General features: G+C 54.4%; 11 protein-coding genes. 5 read left to right on the top strand and 6 right to left on the bottom strand.

Annotation, left to right across the window (positions count from 1 at the left end; translation table 11 throughout):
• Nucleotides 1-61: 61 nt before the first annotated feature.
• From QM016_RS05710 to pepT, 6 genes are all read right to left on the bottom strand, one after another.
• Nucleotides 62-4,120: a hypothetical protein gene (locus QM016_RS05710; RefSeq protein ID WP_282710905.1), complete on the bottom strand. Its 4,059-nt coding sequence runs from the start codon at nucleotides 4,118-4,120 to the stop codon at nucleotides 62-64.
• 67 nt (nucleotides 4,121-4,187) lie between these two features.
• Nucleotides 4,188-4,493 carry a hypothetical protein gene (locus QM016_RS05705; RefSeq protein ID WP_282710904.1) on the bottom strand — a complete coding sequence of 102 codons (306 nt, stop codon included), beginning with the start codon at nucleotides 4,491-4,493 and terminating at the stop codon, nucleotides 4,188-4,190.
• 385 nt (nucleotides 4,494-4,878) lie between these two features.
• Complete coding sequence (locus tag QM016_RS05700; RefSeq protein WP_282710900.1) at nucleotides 4,879-5,676, bottom strand: HAD family hydrolase; 798 nt, start codon at nucleotides 5,674-5,676, stop codon at nucleotides 4,879-4,881.
• Nucleotides 5,669-6,529, bottom strand: a complete 861-nt coding sequence (locus QM016_RS05695) for an HAD family hydrolase (RefSeq protein ID WP_016477475.1) — start codon at nucleotides 6,527-6,529, stop codon at nucleotides 5,669-5,671. Before QM016_RS05695 ends, QM016_RS05700 begins: the two co-directional genes overlap by 8 nt.
• Before the next feature lie 182 nt (nucleotides 6,530-6,711).
• The gene (locus QM016_RS05690; RefSeq protein WP_282710892.1) at nucleotides 6,712-7,254 is read right to left on the bottom strand and encodes a hypothetical protein; all 543 of its coding nucleotides are present in this window, start codon (nucleotides 7,252-7,254) and stop codon (nucleotides 6,712-6,714) included.
• A 224-nt stretch (nucleotides 7,255-7,478) separates the two neighbouring features.
• The gene (pepT, locus tag QM016_RS05685; protein WP_282711455.1) at nucleotides 7,479-8,741 is read right to left on the bottom strand and encodes a peptidase T; all 1,263 of its coding nucleotides are present in this window, start codon (nucleotides 8,739-8,741) and stop codon (nucleotides 7,479-7,481) included.
• Nucleotides 8,742-8,933: 192 nt separating this feature from the next.
• Here pepT and QM016_RS05680 point away from each other — a divergent pair, with 192 nt between their 5' ends.
• The 5 genes from QM016_RS05680 (at nucleotide 8,934) to QM016_RS05660 (ending at nucleotide 16,521) form a co-directional block, all read left to right on the top strand.
• Nucleotides 8,934-9,932, top strand: a complete 999-nt coding sequence (locus tag QM016_RS05680) for a LacI family DNA-binding transcriptional regulator (protein WP_016477478.1) — start codon at nucleotides 8,934-8,936, stop codon at nucleotides 9,930-9,932.
• 172 nt (nucleotides 9,933-10,104) lie between these two features.
• The gene (locus QM016_RS05675; protein WP_282710880.1) at nucleotides 10,105-12,189 is read left to right on the top strand and encodes a PTS beta-glucoside transporter subunit IIBCA; all 2,085 of its coding nucleotides are present in this window, start codon (nucleotides 10,105-10,107) and stop codon (nucleotides 12,187-12,189) included.
• Between the two features lie 130 nt (nucleotides 12,190-12,319).
• Nucleotides 12,320-13,270 carry a carbohydrate kinase gene (locus QM016_RS05670; protein WP_282710878.1) on the top strand — a complete coding sequence of 317 codons (951 nt, stop codon included), beginning with the start codon at nucleotides 12,320-12,322 and terminating at the stop codon, nucleotides 13,268-13,270.
• Nucleotides 13,271-13,398: 128 nt separating this feature from the next.
• Nucleotides 13,399-14,916, top strand: coding sequence for a glycoside hydrolase family 32 protein (locus QM016_RS05665; RefSeq protein WP_282710873.1), 1,518 nt, complete (start codon nucleotides 13,399-13,401; stop codon nucleotides 14,914-14,916).
• A 153-nt stretch (nucleotides 14,917-15,069) separates the two neighbouring features.
• On the top strand, nucleotides 15,070-16,521 hold the full coding sequence (locus QM016_RS05660; protein ID WP_016477482.1) for a glycoside hydrolase family 32 protein: 1,452 nt from the start codon (nucleotides 15,070-15,072) through the stop codon (nucleotides 16,519-16,521).

The following is a 16,521-nucleotide window of genomic DNA, read 5'->3' as shown; positions in this document are numbered from 1 at the left end:
CGAGAAAGAACTATACCGCGCAACACGCACAAAGTCAACCACAACGAGAAGAACTTCTCGCTTAATCGTTATGACGACGACGCTTGGATGTAAATGCCGCCGAAAGAGCTGCAAGGCCGCTCGCTGCAAGCGCTGCGATAGCGCCCATCGAAGCCGCGTCACCCATGTACGGAACCGCGGACTTCTTGCCCTTGGAAGGCTTCTTTCCGGGCTTGTTGGGCTTGGGCTGATCGGGGTTGGTCGGATTTTCAGGCGTCGTTGGATCCGCAGCTACCTTATAGGTTGTCTGGATGGTCTCGTCGCCATCTGCAAGGATGGAGTCCTTACCGGCAGGATCCTGAACACCCGACCACGTGAAGGCAAAGTCCTTCTGGTGGTTACCAAGGTTCACGTGAGCCAGGAACGTACCTGAAACCGTACCGGAAACCGAGTAGTTAGTGTCGGTTGCGGCAGTCTCGGGAACCTTATACGCAGGAAGTTCAAGCTCAAGCTTGGGCTGCGTCTCATCGATGATTGCCTTGCGGAGCTCAGCATAGTTGGTGTACCCGCTCTTAAGCGTCATGGTCAGCGTCACCGTCTTGCCGCCGTTGGAAAGCACTGCACTTGTGACATCAAAGGCGTTCGTGCCCGTAAGCTTGTAATCGGCAACGTTGTCGGTTAGGTAGCCGGCCATCGCATCGGGAACGGTAAACGTTGTGGTGAAGGTGCACTGAGGTCCAAGATCATGAATGCTGATCTGGTCGTAGCGACTTGGATCAATGTTGTACTTCTGCTCAATGGCCTTCATCTGATCCTGAATCGGCGTTGCATCAAGTTGGGCGGTAAACTTCAGCGTATCGCCCTTCTTGGCCTCATACACATGATCAGAGGTGGTGTCGCCGTTGATAAGCATATCGGTCTTAACGTCCTTATGCTCGGCCTTTCTGGCAACAATGGTCTGCTCAATGGCGGCCTGGTCGGTAGAGAGAATGCTGCGACCCTCATCGCGCTGCTTGCCGTTCCACGTAAAGTTAAAGAACTTCGTGGTGCCGGCAGGATTCTGAGCAAAGGACGTAAAGGTGCCCGATACCTTGCCTACTGCCGTGAGCTCATCGCCGTTAGAAACCTTATCGGGATCAAGCTTGAATCCGTCAACAGTTGCCTTGACGTCGCCATTGGCATCGCCCATAGAGTCAACGGCTGCCTTGAGCTCGGCGTAGTTGTGAATGTCGCCACCCTTGAGCGCAAAGGTCACGGTTACTTTCTGTCCCTCGACCTTGGTCTCCTTGACCTCGAACTTGTCGCCAAGGCCTTGAACGCTTGCAGCCGCATTCTCGGGAACCGTCACGCCGTCAGGAAGCGTCAGCTCCGCCTTGAAGGTGCACTGTGTACCGGAAAGCTTGATGTTCTCAGGGTGTGCCGCATCGTTTGGATACAGGTTCTCAATCTCCTGCATCTTCTCCTGGACGGACTTCATATTGATAAGGCCGGTCAGCGAGAAGGTCTTGTAGCCATCGGCGTCCATCATAAAGGGATTGGGCGAATCCGCCTGGCTTGGACCGTAGAGATCGGAAGGAAGATCAAGTGTTGCTTCAACCTTCTGAACCGTTGGGTCCTCAGTCCACTTGAGGTAGAACGTCATGTCTTTCTGGATTGCCGGATCGGCACCAGGCGTAGTCCAGAACCAGCTCGTATGATCCTTGAAGTTGTATCCGCCGGTGTTGAAGAGCGGCGTGTCATACCACATCAGACGATCGCCGGGGATAAAGCCCATACGCGTTGCGATGCCATCGGGAGAAAGCTGCTCGCGGATGGTCTTGTCGAGAAGCGCAGAAAGCTTCTGGTCGTACAGAGCCTTCTGCTTGACGGTGGCAACTTCGCCGCCCAGCTCATCGGTGGAGATATCAAAGAGCTCGGGATGCTGCTTAAAGACGCTTGCATCCGCAAACGTACCGCCGTTTGCCGAGAAACGCACCGTGTACTCGTCCTGCGTGTAGTTGGCCTTGGCATAAAGGACCTTCTCCTGGCTGCCAAAGGTTACGGAATCGTTTGCCTGGAAAAGCTTGCCGGCAACGTCGTAGACAGAGCCGTCTTCATGCGTCACAGTCCAGCCGGTAAAGGTCTTGCCGGGGATTTTGAAATCGGGCTTGTTGGTCACCACGTCGTCGTAGCTCTGGAGCGATCCGTTTGCCTCGGTGGCCTTGATGTTCTGAGTGTAGGTTACGCCGTTGCCGTTATCGTAGACGATGGTGTGGGCGTCCCATTTGGCATAAACCGCCGTGTCCTCATCAATAGATGCGTCAGCCGAGAAGGGCTTCTCTACGCCGTTTGAATCCTTGTAGAACCAGCCGAGGAACGATATGCCGTTGGGGTCGGTCGGGCTGGCGAAGGTATCTGAAGTAATGGTGTCATAGCCGGACTTCTCAGGCGTCGCATCACCAATCTTGTTGCCGCGCATGGCAACGCTGTTCTTATCGGCATGCGAACCATCGGCAAAGGTAGCGTTATCGTTATTGAGCGTCACGGTAACCTTGGCAAAAGGCATCCAAACGTGCTTCTTGCCGTCCGCGGAAGCGTACTTCACCTTGTAGGTGTAATCGCCGCCCGTCTTTGGCTTTGCGGTCAGTTCAGTCTTTGACGCATCGGCGAGGGTGAAGAGCATGAGTTTCTCGTTGCCGTGAGCAGCGTCAGTGGTAGGAATAGCCTTACCACTTTGGTAGGCGTCGTCATACTTCACGCGATGTGTGCCACCCATGACCACATAACCGCCGGTAGAATCGGCAAGACCGTTGTCCTGCTCTTCTCCGGCAAGCGTATCAAAGAGTGAGTCGCCCTTGAAAATGAGCTGCGCGCCAGCCTGCGCGCCAGCCTGCGCGCCGGAGTTGTCCTGGCCGTGGAATGTGCCACCGTCCTCAAAGATGGCGGTTCCGCTATTGACGTTCAAACCGCCGTTTCTGTCGGAAGAAGCGTCAACGACAGAACCATTGTTAACGCGGAACGTTACGCCTGCATTGCCAATCGTAATGCCCTTTGCGCGCCAGTGCACATTGAAGTTCTTGACTGTAAGCTTGGAGTTGTTGGTAATGAGCGTCTCTCCGGGAGCACTGTCCTCCGGAATAGCCAGGCCGGTCTGCCATCTCAAGCCGCCCGCGTCAATGGTAAACGTGGAGTTATCCATAGAGAACGGCGACTTAAAGTAGAACGGAAGGCGAGTTGCGCTGAGATCGGAGTTCACAAACTTGAAGCCGTTCCATTCGTAGAGCTGCCACTTGTCGCCGGTATAGCGCTGGTCAATCTTGGCGTTCTCAATCAGGTTGGCCTGCGAGTTGTTCATGAACATACCGTTGGTAATGTCCATGGAAAGAGCGTCGCGAGAAGAGCCTTTGAGAGCTCCGTTGCTGCCAGCGGGCATGTGGAAGGCGAAGCCGTTGTTGCCATACTTAAAGACAAAGTGGCCGTCATTGATTTCAGCGGAGTCATAAAGACGGAAGGTATAGCCGTCATTGGGAGCGTCAAGGGTAACGGTTGCGCCGGCCGCATTGACCTTCGACGTACCCTTAAGATCAAACCCCGCGCCGTTTTTGAGCTTGACGGTCGTATCACCCGAGAAGTTCAGCGTGACATTGGTAAGCGTCTGACGAGATGACAGAGTAAAGTCGCCCTGAACGTGAATCGTGGTTACCGCAGAATTGGCTGCTGCTGCGGCAACGGCCTTCTCAATGGTCTTGAACGCCTGAGCGTCAGAAGAGCCGTCATTGGTATCCGCACCGGTTGCGGAGTTCACATAGAGCTCGGTGACGGCAAGCGGAGCGCGGGCGAGAAGCGCTGTCGGAGCAGCTGAAACCGCGGAAACTCCCTGGGTATCTGTCGATTCTGCACCCGCAATCGGAGAGGTTTCCGTTGTGGTCTCTGTTGTGGTCTCTGTTGTGGTTGCCGTAGGCGCGGCAGTCCCCGCAGCTGACGGCGTGGAAGGCGCAGGTGTGTCCTCTGTTGTCGAACTTTCAGTGCTTGCTGCCGCAGCAGGCGTTTCTGCTGCGCCGGTCTGCTCGCCAAACGCTACTGCCGGAAAGGATGCGGTAGCGAGTGAAAGCGAAAGCAGACCCGAGAGAACAAGACGCGATGTCCTATGGTCATCTCTCATAGTGTGGCTCCTTTTTCTTTGCAATTCTCTACAATTCTCGTTTCTTTATGCTTCTTTAAGCTGATGTTTAGTGCCAAACATACACGGTCAAGTATAGCGAAAAACCCATATAGTGAACTTGTATTTTGAGATTAATGGCAAGCTTTTTTCTTTTGGGTTCTTTTGAGGCTCTTTTGAGGCTCCTTTGGGGATTGGCGCGTGTTTCCTGCGCTATGTCTACCCATACGCTATGTTGTGCGCCCCCCATTTCCAAAAAACACGTGCACTCCGCCTCGATTCCAAAAAAGTGCCACAGTTGTGATAAAAATACTTCACAACTCATGGCATTTTTAGGGGATTTATCACAACTGATGCCTTTTTTAGGAGTTTTCATATCACAACTCATGCACTTTTTTGGAATCGCACATAGGGAGAGGACTTTTGGAATCGTGCAGAGGGGCGAGACTTGCAAGGGATGAGACTTGCGAAGAGGGTCGTTTCCTGCTCCATAGAGAGACTCGCCGAGAAGCACTGCTCGATGCGCAAGATTCCACCAAAGAACTCACCAAAGAACTGCGCAAACGCAACCTCAAGTGCAAACTTGCTCGGCATGCTTAGCATACCGAGCAAGTTAAACAAGCGTAATGCACGTACCACCTAATGCGTGCGCGTCTCATTGTACGTGCCACCCCGTGTGCGCGCCACAAACACGCACTCATATACACACCTCACGCACGCGTCGCCTCATGTGCGCGCCACAAACACGCACCTCAAGTACGTTACTTCAAGTCATCCAGCATCTTGCGCAGCTCAGCCTGCACGGCCTGCTCGGTATTGGGACCAATCACGCGCGTCGCAGTCTGCTTGAGCGCGTAACGAGCGTTCTCCATCACCAGAGCGGTTCCCGCATAGCGCAGCATAGCGTAGTCGTTCATTGAATCGCCGAACGCGAGAATTTCGTCTCGCTTGAATCCGTAGTACTGCCGAATCTGCTCAAGGCCCGTTGCCTTATTGACGCCGCGCGGCACAACGTCTATCCACGTATCACCTGAAGGCATAAAGGAGAAACGTCCTCCCAGCTCACGCTCAAGAATCATGGCCATATCCATGGATTTGACGCGATTATCGCAACAGACAGCAGCTTTGATGACGCTGACATCCGGCGAAGGCGGATCGAACACGCGCTCAGCATTAGGCAAGTCTTTATCCAGCTCACGGACGAAGGCGGAATAGTCATCCAGCAGGTAGGTGTGATCGCGATCGTATACCACCAGGTGCACGCAGTCGAACTCCTGCGAGAAGGCAAAGAGCTTTTTGATGGCGGCTGTCGAGAAGACCTCGCGGTCAAGAATCATATCTTCGGCATACACCTGTGTACCAAGCGATGCGACATAATCAATCTCATGGGCGACAGGTTCAAACATCCATCGAAGCGTGTCATAACGCCGACCCGAAGAGGCTACAAAATAGATGCCCTTCTCGCGCAATGCATGAATGAGCTCGAACGTTTCGGGCGGAACATTGCCATACTCGTCAAGGAGCGTACCGTCCATGTCTGATGCAATAAGTCTAATCATGTTCACCCTCCATTAGAAACCGAGGCATCTCCCCCGCCCTGACAGCACGGGTGATTTCCTCAAGTGCACACGCCACTCCATCATCTTTTGAAGCACCTACTACATAGTTGGCAGTGCGAAGCACCTCAGGCGTCGCGTTGGCGACAGCCACCGAATACGGAACCTTTCGCAGAATCTCGAGGTCATTCTCCGCATCGCCAAAAATGACAACTTCATCGTAATCTATACCCGTTGCCTTGAGAAGCACATCCAAGCCCGACGCTTTAGAGATGCCCTTCGGCAGCACGTCAAACCAATTAGGCACAGGACTCACAAGATCAACGTCAGCGCACGCCTCCGCGATGATACGCCTCGTGCGATCCATCTCTTGAGCGCCACCCATGCAGGCAATTGTCGCGGCGACAAAGTCAATGTCGGGAACATCGGGCACAATGGCGCCGTTAAACGTGAAGCGCTTCTCGCAAAACGCCAAATCATCTGGATTGATATCGCCTATGGCGTACGCGGGGTTCAAGAGATTGGTGTCAAGCGGGTAGCACACCAGGAACTTGTCGGGTTCCGGGAGAAGCGCCTGATGCACGCGGGTCAGAAGGTCGTGAGAAATACTGGTCTGCGAAATATAGGTCCCGCGAGCTCGAATACGTTTGCCGGTAGAGATAATGCCCGTCTGAAAACAGGCTTCATCCATAGCAAACAGGCGCATCAGCTCAACATAATCACGGCCGGTATCCGGTCCAAAAAGCACGCCTGTATCGAGAAGCTCGTGAATTGCCTTTCTTGTACGCGCGGACGGATGCCTGTCGCCAAAGGGAATGAGCGTATTGTCCATATCGGAAAGTACAAGCTTAATCACAGAACGGCTCCTCCAAAATGCCGGTCAGGGCACGCAACCCAGGGCGCACGGTCAGGGCGCTCACGGCGGGGTGCGCAACCAGAGTACATGCGGCTAAGATGCAGCCCAAGGTGCTCCCGACCAGAGCGCGCTGCCAAGGTGCACCCCAGAGCGCACCTCCAAGGCCGCACAGCCAAGGCAGGCTACAGCGTGGATCTGTGCGCCAAGACATCGAAGCGGTCGATGCGGAGCAGCACCTGATCCAAACCTATGATACCCGACAAGGTAGTCACCGGCTGTCCATCAATCCAAATTACCAAATTTCTGAAACCGGCTCCCCTGCGTATGCCCGACCACTCCATATGTTCAATATCGGAATACTGAACGGTAATGTCGGGGCCAAAAAACGGGGTCACGATCATCTCTTCATCAAACAGTTGAACCTTGTAGCGGGACAGCACATACCACGCTACAAACATCACCGCCGCAAAGCTCGCGAAGAAAGCAAGCACCACCAGCGGATCTGCCGAGAAGAACCCGCCTGCGCAAAAGACTCCCAAAAGCAGACTCATGCCAGCCATAAGCGCCATGTCGACAACAAGAGCTCTGGTAAGGGAAGCGGGGGCGACATAGGTATCATGATGGCTATGCCGCCGCTCCGAAAGGCCCGCATTGCTCACTCGTTCCATAAGTGCTGCCACAATTGGTGCTGCAATAATAATGAGCGCAAGAATTATGGTCTGCACGGCAATGCTTCCTTTCTTTTCTCGGGGGCAGTTACCTTTTGTGAATTAATCTACCCATTTGTTAACAAAAAAGAACAAACGCTTCCTAGAATTATGCTACGCTCCCGCTTCACTCTGTCTGAACAGGGCGAACGGGAGCGTAAGCGGTACCGAATACGCTGTGAGCGATAGCGCGTATCACGCTCACGGCTCAATTACTACCGTTGGCGAGAAGCGCAGTCAGGCTACCGTTGGCGAGAAGCGCGGTCAGCAAACTTCGCTACCAGCGTAACGAGCAGATCAACGGTGAGCTCCATGCTCGGCACGGGAATGAATTCACGGATAGAGTGGGCGTTATATCCACCTGTCGCAATGTTGGGACAGGGCAGACCACGAAATGTCAGCTGAGCACCATCGGTGCCACCGCGGGCAGGCACGGGATTCGGCTCAATGCCAACTTCACGATTTGCCGCAAGCGCGTCGTCAATGAGGAACTCGTAGCCCTTGAACTTCTCGGCCATGTTGCGGTATTGCTGGCGAATCTCAATATGCACGGTATCCTCACCGTAGCGTTTGTTGAGAAATGCCGCTATATCACGCAGGGTCTGCTCGCGCCTGTCAAAAATGCCCGCATCAAAATCGCGAATGATATAGGAAAGCCTGACCTCTGACGCGGAGCCCTCGATGCTGATGGGATGGTAGAAACCCTCGCGACCCTCCGTGTGCTCGGGGCGCTCAAACGCGGGTACCATCTGCTGGAACTCAGATGCCACGGTAATAGCATTGACCATAACGTCTTTGGCGCTGCCCGGATGCACCATCACACCCGTAATCGTAATGTCTGCCTGCGACGCGGTAAAGCACTCGTAATTGAACTCGCCAAGGGCCTCTCCGTCTACCGTATAGCCATATGCCGCGCCAAGCTTTTCAAGATCGAGAAGGGCCGCGCCGTGGCCGATTTCCTCGTCCGGAACAAAGGCTATCTTGAGTGTCGGATGCTTGAGCGCAGGGTCATCAGACAGGCGCTTGAGCAGGGCACATATCTCAGCTACGCCGGCCTTGTCGTCGGCCGAAAGCAACGTTGTGCCGTCAGAGCAAACGATGTCCATGCCCACGAATTTCTCGAGGTCGGGAACCTGCTCCGGCGTAGTCTCGACCTTCTCGCCCCCAACAACGCCTGCTACCAGATTGCCGCCCTCGTAGTGGACGATATGCGGTTTGATGCCCGCGGCCGGCGCGTCAATGACAGAATCAAGGTGCGAGCAGAGCATAAGCGCAGGAGCGTCTTCAGCTCCTTTGGACGCGGGAAGCGTGCCGGTCACATAGGCGTGCTCATCAACGGTAACGTCCGCACAGCCGAGCGATTTGAGTTCCTCCCCCAAATAACGAGCCATTTCGTGTTGACGAGGCGTTGAAGGCGTCACGTCGTCATGCTCGGGGTCTGACTGAGAGTCAATCTGCACATACCGCATAAAGCGCTCTACGACATCAGGTATCTGACCGGATATAGTTCCTCCATTCGTTGAGTGTCATGTAACGCTACTACCTTAATACGTCCGCCGATTTTATTTGACAGAGATCTCAGAGTCGCAACGGTTTTGCAATACTATACGGTCAGGCTATGCTATGAGAACGATTTCATGCGCGCATCCGCGCCAACCGCATCGCTCACGTCGTACCGTATAGATTGCGAGGAGCCTATGAACATCACCACGGTAGCCAAACTGGCAGGCGTTTCTCGCGCTACGGTATCGCGCTACCTCAACGATGGATATGTCTCTGACGAGAAGCGCCGAGCTATCGCGCGCGTCATCAAGGAAACGGGCTATATCCCCTCTCGCCAGGCAAAGATTCTGCGCACGGGCAAGACCCATCTTATCGGAGTCATTATTCCGAAAATTAACTCGGCATCGGTGTCACGCATGGTCGCCGGTCTGTCTTCGGTGTTCAATGACTCCCAGTATCAAATGCTCCTTGCAAACACCGACAACCACGAAAAAGAAGAGATTGACTATCTGCGCGTCTTTACCGAAAAAGATCGCGTTGACGGCATTATTTTGGTCGGAACCATTCTGACGCCCGAGCACGAACGCGTCCTTAAAGACCTTCGCATTCCTTTGGTCGTACTCGGCCAGGAATTTGACGGATTCTCCTGTGTCTACCACGATGACTATCATGCCCTGTACGACATCACCTCACATGCGCTGAAGTACGGATCAAGACCCGCTTACATCGGCGTTACCGAGCGTGATATCGCCGCCGGTAAAAGCCGGCATATGGGCTTTACTCACGCTTGCGATGCGAAAAAGATTAAGGTGCCGGAACGAGCGCAGATCGAATCCGATTTTTCGGTCGATTCAGCCTATCTCGCCTGCGAAACACTGCTTGACGTATATCCCGAAGTCGACACGATTGTTTGCGCAAGCGACGCGATTGCCTTCGGAGCCATGACCTGCCTGAGGGAATTTGGTCGAAACGTACCGGAAGATGTACAGGTCACCGGTGTCGGCGATTCCGATCTTTCCAAAGTTATCACCCCTTCGCTTACCACCATCCATCATCACTACAAAACGTCAGGCATGGAGGCGGCGAAGATGCTCATCGGCGCGATGGATAACGAAGACAACATTGTGCGCGAAATTCGCATGGGATATGAACTTCTTGTGCGCAATTCAACCCGTTCAGACGCACAGGCGTAACCACCTTTTTGCAGGCACTAATTCCATTGCGGTATCAAACCTTTTAGCATGTCGTTTTTGAGTGTGGGAACGATTTCATAGATTTAAGAAAACACTACCCAACACTACCATTATTTGCTATATTCTTTCTATGGGAACGATTTCATAAATTGTTCGGATAAGGGAGGATTGCATGGCACTAGATCACGCAGAGGCGGCACGGCAAATCCTGGAGGCGGTAGGCGGCGCGGACAACATTGTTTCCGCGGCACACTGCGCTACTCGTCTTCGTCTTGTTGTCGCAGACGACTCCAAAGTAGACAAAGAAGCGGTCGATAACGCCGTGGGAGCCAAAGGCAGCTTCCAGGCGGCCGGTCAGCTTCAGATCATCTACGGAACCGGCACCGTCAACAAAGTCTTTGACGAGTTTATCAAGCAGGGCAACATCTCAGCCACGTCAAAGGACAGCGCTAAAGAAGCGGGTATGGCAAAGGCCAACCCATTCCAGCGTGCTGTCAAAGCTTTGGGCGACGTCTTTGTCCCCATCATCCCTGCTATCGTCGCGTCCGGCCTGCTCATGGGCCTCACCGAGGGCATCAACAGTGCCATGGGCGGAGCGCTTGAGACCAACAGCTGGTACATCCTTGTTCATACGTTCTCAAACGCATCCTTTGTGTTCCTGCAGATTTTGATTGGCTTCTCCGCCGCCCGCGTCTTCGGTGGCAATGAGTTCCTCGGCGGCGTTATTGGCATGATTATGAATCACACCGCCCTCATGAACGCATGGAGCATCCCCAATGCTGTACAGCAGCTCGGCGATGCCGCCTATAAGATCGTTGGTTCCGAATCCGCCGCCGCCTGGCTTACCTCAGTAACCGGCAGCGCTGTGGATGCGGCTCACGCTACAGCCGGCGCAATCATGGCCGCGGGTGGCATTCCGCAGGTCCAGCTCTTCGGCTTCTATAACGTCACTCTGCAGGGGTATCAAGGACACGTCATCCCTGTAGTTATCGCCGTTTTCATCATGTGCATGCTGGAGAAATGGCTCCACAAGCATGTGCCTGACATGCTCGACCTCTTTGTAACTCCCCTGGTAACCGTACTGGTAACCGGCGTTCTAACTCTTACCGTTATCGGACCGCTCTTCTCCTGGATTGAGAACGGCGTCATGGTCGGCTTCCAGTTCCTGCTTGCCATTCCCTTTGGTCTTGGTGGCGCTCTGGTCGGAGCTATCTACCCCACAACGGTTGTTCTCGGCGTACACCACATGTTCAACGCGCTTGAGGCTACCCTCATCGCCAACACCGGAATCGACAACTTCAACCCCATCATCTCCTGCTGCAACGTTGCGCAAGGCGCCGCCTGCCTGGCAGTCTTCGTTAAGACTCGCAGCATGAAAAAGAAAGAGCTCGCGCTTCCCTCCGGTATCTCCGGATTCCTCGGCATCACTGAGCCCGCCATCTACGGCGTCAACCTGCCTAGCATGAAGCCGTTTATTGCCGCTATGATTGGTGGCGCTGTTGGCGGAGCCCTCGTTTCTATTCTCGGTGTTGTCTCCATCGCCTACGGCATCACCGGCATCTTTGGCTTCCTTATTACCACCAGCCACTCAGTTGCCTATGCCATCTGCATCCTCACAGCTGCAATCATCGCTTTTGTCATCACTTGGATGCTCTACAAAGACACTGAAGATGCCACCACGCCCAAGGAAGAGCAGAAACCGAACATCGAGAAGGTCGTCGCCACCACAGCAGCTACGGCAAAGCAAACCGCTGCCGTCGCTACTTCGGTTGCCGAAAGCAACCAGGGCGTTGTTCCGACCACTGGCGCCGATACCGTCGTCGCCCCCATGTCCGGCGATGCCATTGCAATGACTGAGGTCTCAGACCCCGTCTTCGCTTCCGAGGCTATGGGCAAGGGAGCCGCTATTGAGCCCACCGAGGGCAAGGTCTTCTCGCCTGTTGACGGTTCAATCACCATGGTGGCAGAAACCGGACACGCCATCGGCCTGCTTTCCAACAGCGGCACGGAAGTGCTCATCCACATCGGCATTGATACCGTTACGCTCAAGGGAGCTCCTTTTACTGCCAAATGCAAGGCTGGCGATAAGGTCAAGAAGGGCACGCTACTTATGGACGTCGACCTCGGCGCCATCAAGGCTGCTAACCTTCCCGCCACAACCATGGTAGTCATCACCAATACCGATGAATACGCTTCCGTTGAGGGCCACACAGGATCTAAGGTCAAAGCCGGAGACCCGCTTATCAACGTCAAGTAACCGCCTGCGTAAACGATGAGATAAGCGATTACGTAAGCACAACGCCATCACACGGGGCGCACAAGCAGAAACGCACTGCGGTGCGCCCCATATAATCCTGTATACGAAGTACGGACAAAGGAGCCAACATATGTTTTCCGTCACGGCACTGGGCGAACTGCTCATTGACTTTACCGATGCCGGCATCTCTCCGGCCGGCCAGAAGCTCTTTGAACGCAATCCCGGTGGCGCTCCCGCAAACGTTCTGGTAGCGCTTGAGCGCCTTGGCAAAAGTACGGCTTTCATCGGCAAAGTGGGAACCGACATGCATGGAGATTTTCTCCGCGCCACCCTTGTCACTGCCGATGTCAACTGTGACGGCCTCATCTCCGATCCAAACTACTTCACAACCCTCGCTTTTGTCGCCCTTTCCGAAGAGGGCGAGCGGACGTTTTCTTTTGCCCGTAAACCGGGAGCGGATACGCAGCTTACATCTGAAGAGATTCGTACCGATATTATCGAGAAGAGCCGTGTTTTTCATGTAGGCTCGCTCTCTCTCACCGATGAGCCGGCGCGCAGCGCTACCATCGACGCTCTAAAAGTGGCGAAAAACGCCGGCTGCATTCTTTCGTACGATCCCAACTATCGCGCAAGTCTTTGGAGCGACCCGGTCACTGCAAGCACGCATATGCAGTCTGTCGTCGCGTACATGGACCTCGTTAAAATCAACGAGGAAGAAACTACTTTGCTCACCGGGCATGATGACCCTGCCCAAGCCGCTGAAGCGCTTCTCGCCAAGGGGGTGAAGGTGGTCTGCGTAACGCTCGGTGGAGAAGGAGTGCTCGTGGCCACCAAAGAGGGCGTTGCGGTGGTTCCCGCCTTTACCGTTGAGGCGGTCGATACCACCGGGGCAGGAGATTCATTCTGGGGCGGTTTCCTCTGCGCGTTTTTGGACAGCGGAGTCGATCTGGCGGACATTACGCTTGAAGATGTCAAAACGTGCGCGAAGTTCGGAAACGCCGTGGCGTCGCTCTGCGTCAGAAGGCGTGGCGGCATTCCCGCGATGCCCACCCTGGACGAGGTCGAAAGCGTCCTCGCGTAAGGGCGCCCCAGCGTAGGAGCACTCCGCGTAAACAGCATGTAAACAATGCGTACAACGGTTTTCCTTGGGTTGATTGCACGACGATACAATCGAACGTAGCCATATAAAATAAGAAGAGGAGTGCAGGCATGGCAATGCTTATCAACCTTGAAGCAAAGCATAACTGGCGTCTGAAATATCATCTGCAGGCGCCCAACGGTAACATAACCGATCCCAACGGACTCTGCTATTTTAAGGGTCTCTATCACGTCTTTCACCAATATGTTCCCCGCTGGCCCAAGCGCGGTCACGGCTGGGGCCATTGGACAAGCCCCGATCTCATCACATGGACCTTTTGCGGTGGCGCCATCATGCCCGACTGCGAGCTCGACGCAAACGGATCCTATTCGGGAAGCGCCATCATCAAAAACAACCAGATGTGGTGCTACTACACGGGCAACTTCCTGGAGGAAGGTGACCACGACTACGACTATTCCGGTCGGCGCGCCAACGAAACGCTGACTATCACCGAAGACGGTCTGAACTTTGGTCCAAAAGAGCTGGTGCTCGGCAATGATGGCTATCCCGCATATTGCTCCAACCACGTTCGCGACCCCAAGGTTTGGGAACAGGACGGAGCGCTCCATATGCTGCTGGGCGCCCGCACTATGGACGACCGCGGCTGCGTTTTGCTGTACCGCTCTGAAGACGGTCGCGCATGGACGCTGGAGGGCACCTGCACCTCGCTTTCGGACAGGGCGTTCGGCTACATGTGGGAATGCCCGAACCTTGTCACGCTTGACGGGCGCGAGTTCCTTTTTGTCTGTCCTCAAGGCAAATCGAAGGAAGATCTGCGGTTCCAAAATATTTACAACTCAGGCTATTTTGCCCTCGATACCAAGCTCATTGATTTAATGGCTGGCGACAAGGACCTCATGAACGCGAAGGCTCCCTATCGCTGCATCGATGAGCGTGGCTTTGTTGAACTTGACTACGGCTTTGACTTTTACGCTCCTCAAGTCTTTGAGGATGCTACGGGCCGTTCTCTGCTTATCGGCTGGGTTGGCGTACCTGACATCGAATTCCAGTATGACGTTCCCACGCGTGAATGGGCTCACACTGTTACGATGCCGCGCGTCCTTTCACTTAACGAGGCGGGCCGCGTCTGCCAGTGGCCGGTAGAAGAAATGAACGCGCTCCGCGGTAAGGCGGTATCCTTTACTCCTGAGGCCGCGCACGGCGCTTCAGGCTTTGTAGGATCATCCAGCTACGATATGTTTGTCATGGACGGCGCTCTTGGCGCTACCTTCGCTGGAGGCACCTGCGACGTTTCGATTGACAACATCCAGGGCGAAGGGCGTCTCCTGCTCAACGCAGATCTTGAGTTCGTGGTACGCGGAGATACCGCCGAGCTTGTCTTTTTGGGACCTGCGGGCCGTTTCCGCACCCTGCGTCGGCTCCCGCTTTCCGCGCTTTCTGCGGGCAAGATTGAAAGCATGCGCCTTATGGTCGACACTTCCGTTGTCGAGCTGTTTGTCAACGGTGGAGAAGTAACGCTTACTACCCGCTGGTTCCCCATGGATATCGATACGCTTCATGTGACATCGACCTTCTCGGCACAGCACAGCGGCTATGAGATGGGCGGCTACACGTTCCAGAATTGCTAAGAGCTTTTTTATTCAGCGTGCCACGGTCTGACCTGCGTCAGTCGTGGCACGTTTGTGCAGAGATTTTGCGCAAAACGCATCTGCTTATTGCATCTGTCGCGACATTCGCTAATATGCTGTGTTCGACATGCTGTCACCATCCAAAGGAGCACGATGTCCAAGTTATTTTGGAATCCTCAATTGCACCTTCAGCCTCGAAATGGTTGGCTCAACGATCCCAATGGTCTTTGCGAGTTCAGAGGCCTGTATCACGCCTTTTATCAATACGCCCCCAAGTGGCCTGAAGACGAGCTCAAATATTGGGGCCACTGCGTCAGCAAAGACCTCCTCAGCTGGGCCGATCAGGGCATCGCACTCTCACCCGATATTGCCGAGGACCGCGACGGCGTGTTCTCAGGTTCAGCATGGGTCGACCGCGGCGCCGCTCCTGACGGCGGAGATCTCATGCGCGTCTTCTACACGGGCAACGTCATCGATACGTCTATCGGCGAGTATATCGATGAAGGCCGGGAAGCCAACGAGATTATGGTCACCAGCGAAGATGGTATTCATTTCTCCGAGAAAAACGTGCTTCTGCGCAATATTGACTATCCCCAAAACTGTACCCTGCACGTCCGTGATCCCAAGGTTTGGGAGCAAGACGGTTTGCTTCACATGCTGCTCGGGGCCCGTGAGCGCGGCGAACACAATACGCCCAACGTTGATGAGCGTGGCGATTTCGGCTGCGTGCTGGTATATGACTCCGCCGATTCAGGCGAAAACTGGAAGCTGCGCACGGTCATTCGCCCCGTTGACACCAAAGGTTCTTCTCGACCCTTCGGATATATGTGGGAGTGCCCCAATCTCTGCCGGTTGAACGGCTATGAGTTTCTCGCCGTATGTCCGCAGGGACTCCCCTCAAAAACGTTCCGCTGGCATAACATGTGGCAGGCGGGGTACTTCCCTCTTCCGCAAGGCGAGAAGGTCGCTGATGCCACAACCGTCAACGTTGACAGCTTTGTTGAATGGGATTACGGCTTTGATTTTTACGCGCCACAGATTTTCGAAGACGAAAGCGGCCGCACTATCTCCATTGGCTGGATGGGCACGTTCGACGAAAGTTACACAAGCGCTCCTGAAGGTATGGACCGCTGCCATGTCATGACGCTCCCCCGCGAAATCAGCGCGGATGACGCGGGTGTCCTGCATCAGGTGCCTGTGCGTGAGTTGAAAAAACGTCGCGGCGCCGCACTGTCCCTCAAAAACGACACCACCCTTGAGCTGGACGGACTTTGCGCTGATATCGAACTGAAGGGAATTCGTACGACCGCAGGCCGTCTCATGCTCAACGATATATTGAGCATTTCTTTTGAGCGTGGTACCTTTGGCATTCATTTTGCCGATACTGACGCGGGTAGAGACGCCTCAGCCGGCAGGAGCGAACGCTGGATCCGCCTTGATGACCTACGCAATATTCGTATCGTTATTGATGCAAGCTGTGTTGAGGTCTACGCCAACGATGGCGCTGAGGTATTTTCCACCCGCTGGTTCCCATCAGAAAACAAACTACGGATTCGTTCAAACTTTGATGTCATGAGCGCTTCAGTTTACCCACTTGAAGCTTAG

This window comes from Lancefieldella sp. Marseille-Q7238 (assembly GCF_949152215.1).
Classification (GTDB): domain Bacteria; phylum Actinomycetota; class Coriobacteriia; order Coriobacteriales; family Atopobiaceae; genus Lancefieldella.
This window is presented reverse-complemented; position numbering and strand designations above follow the sequence as displayed.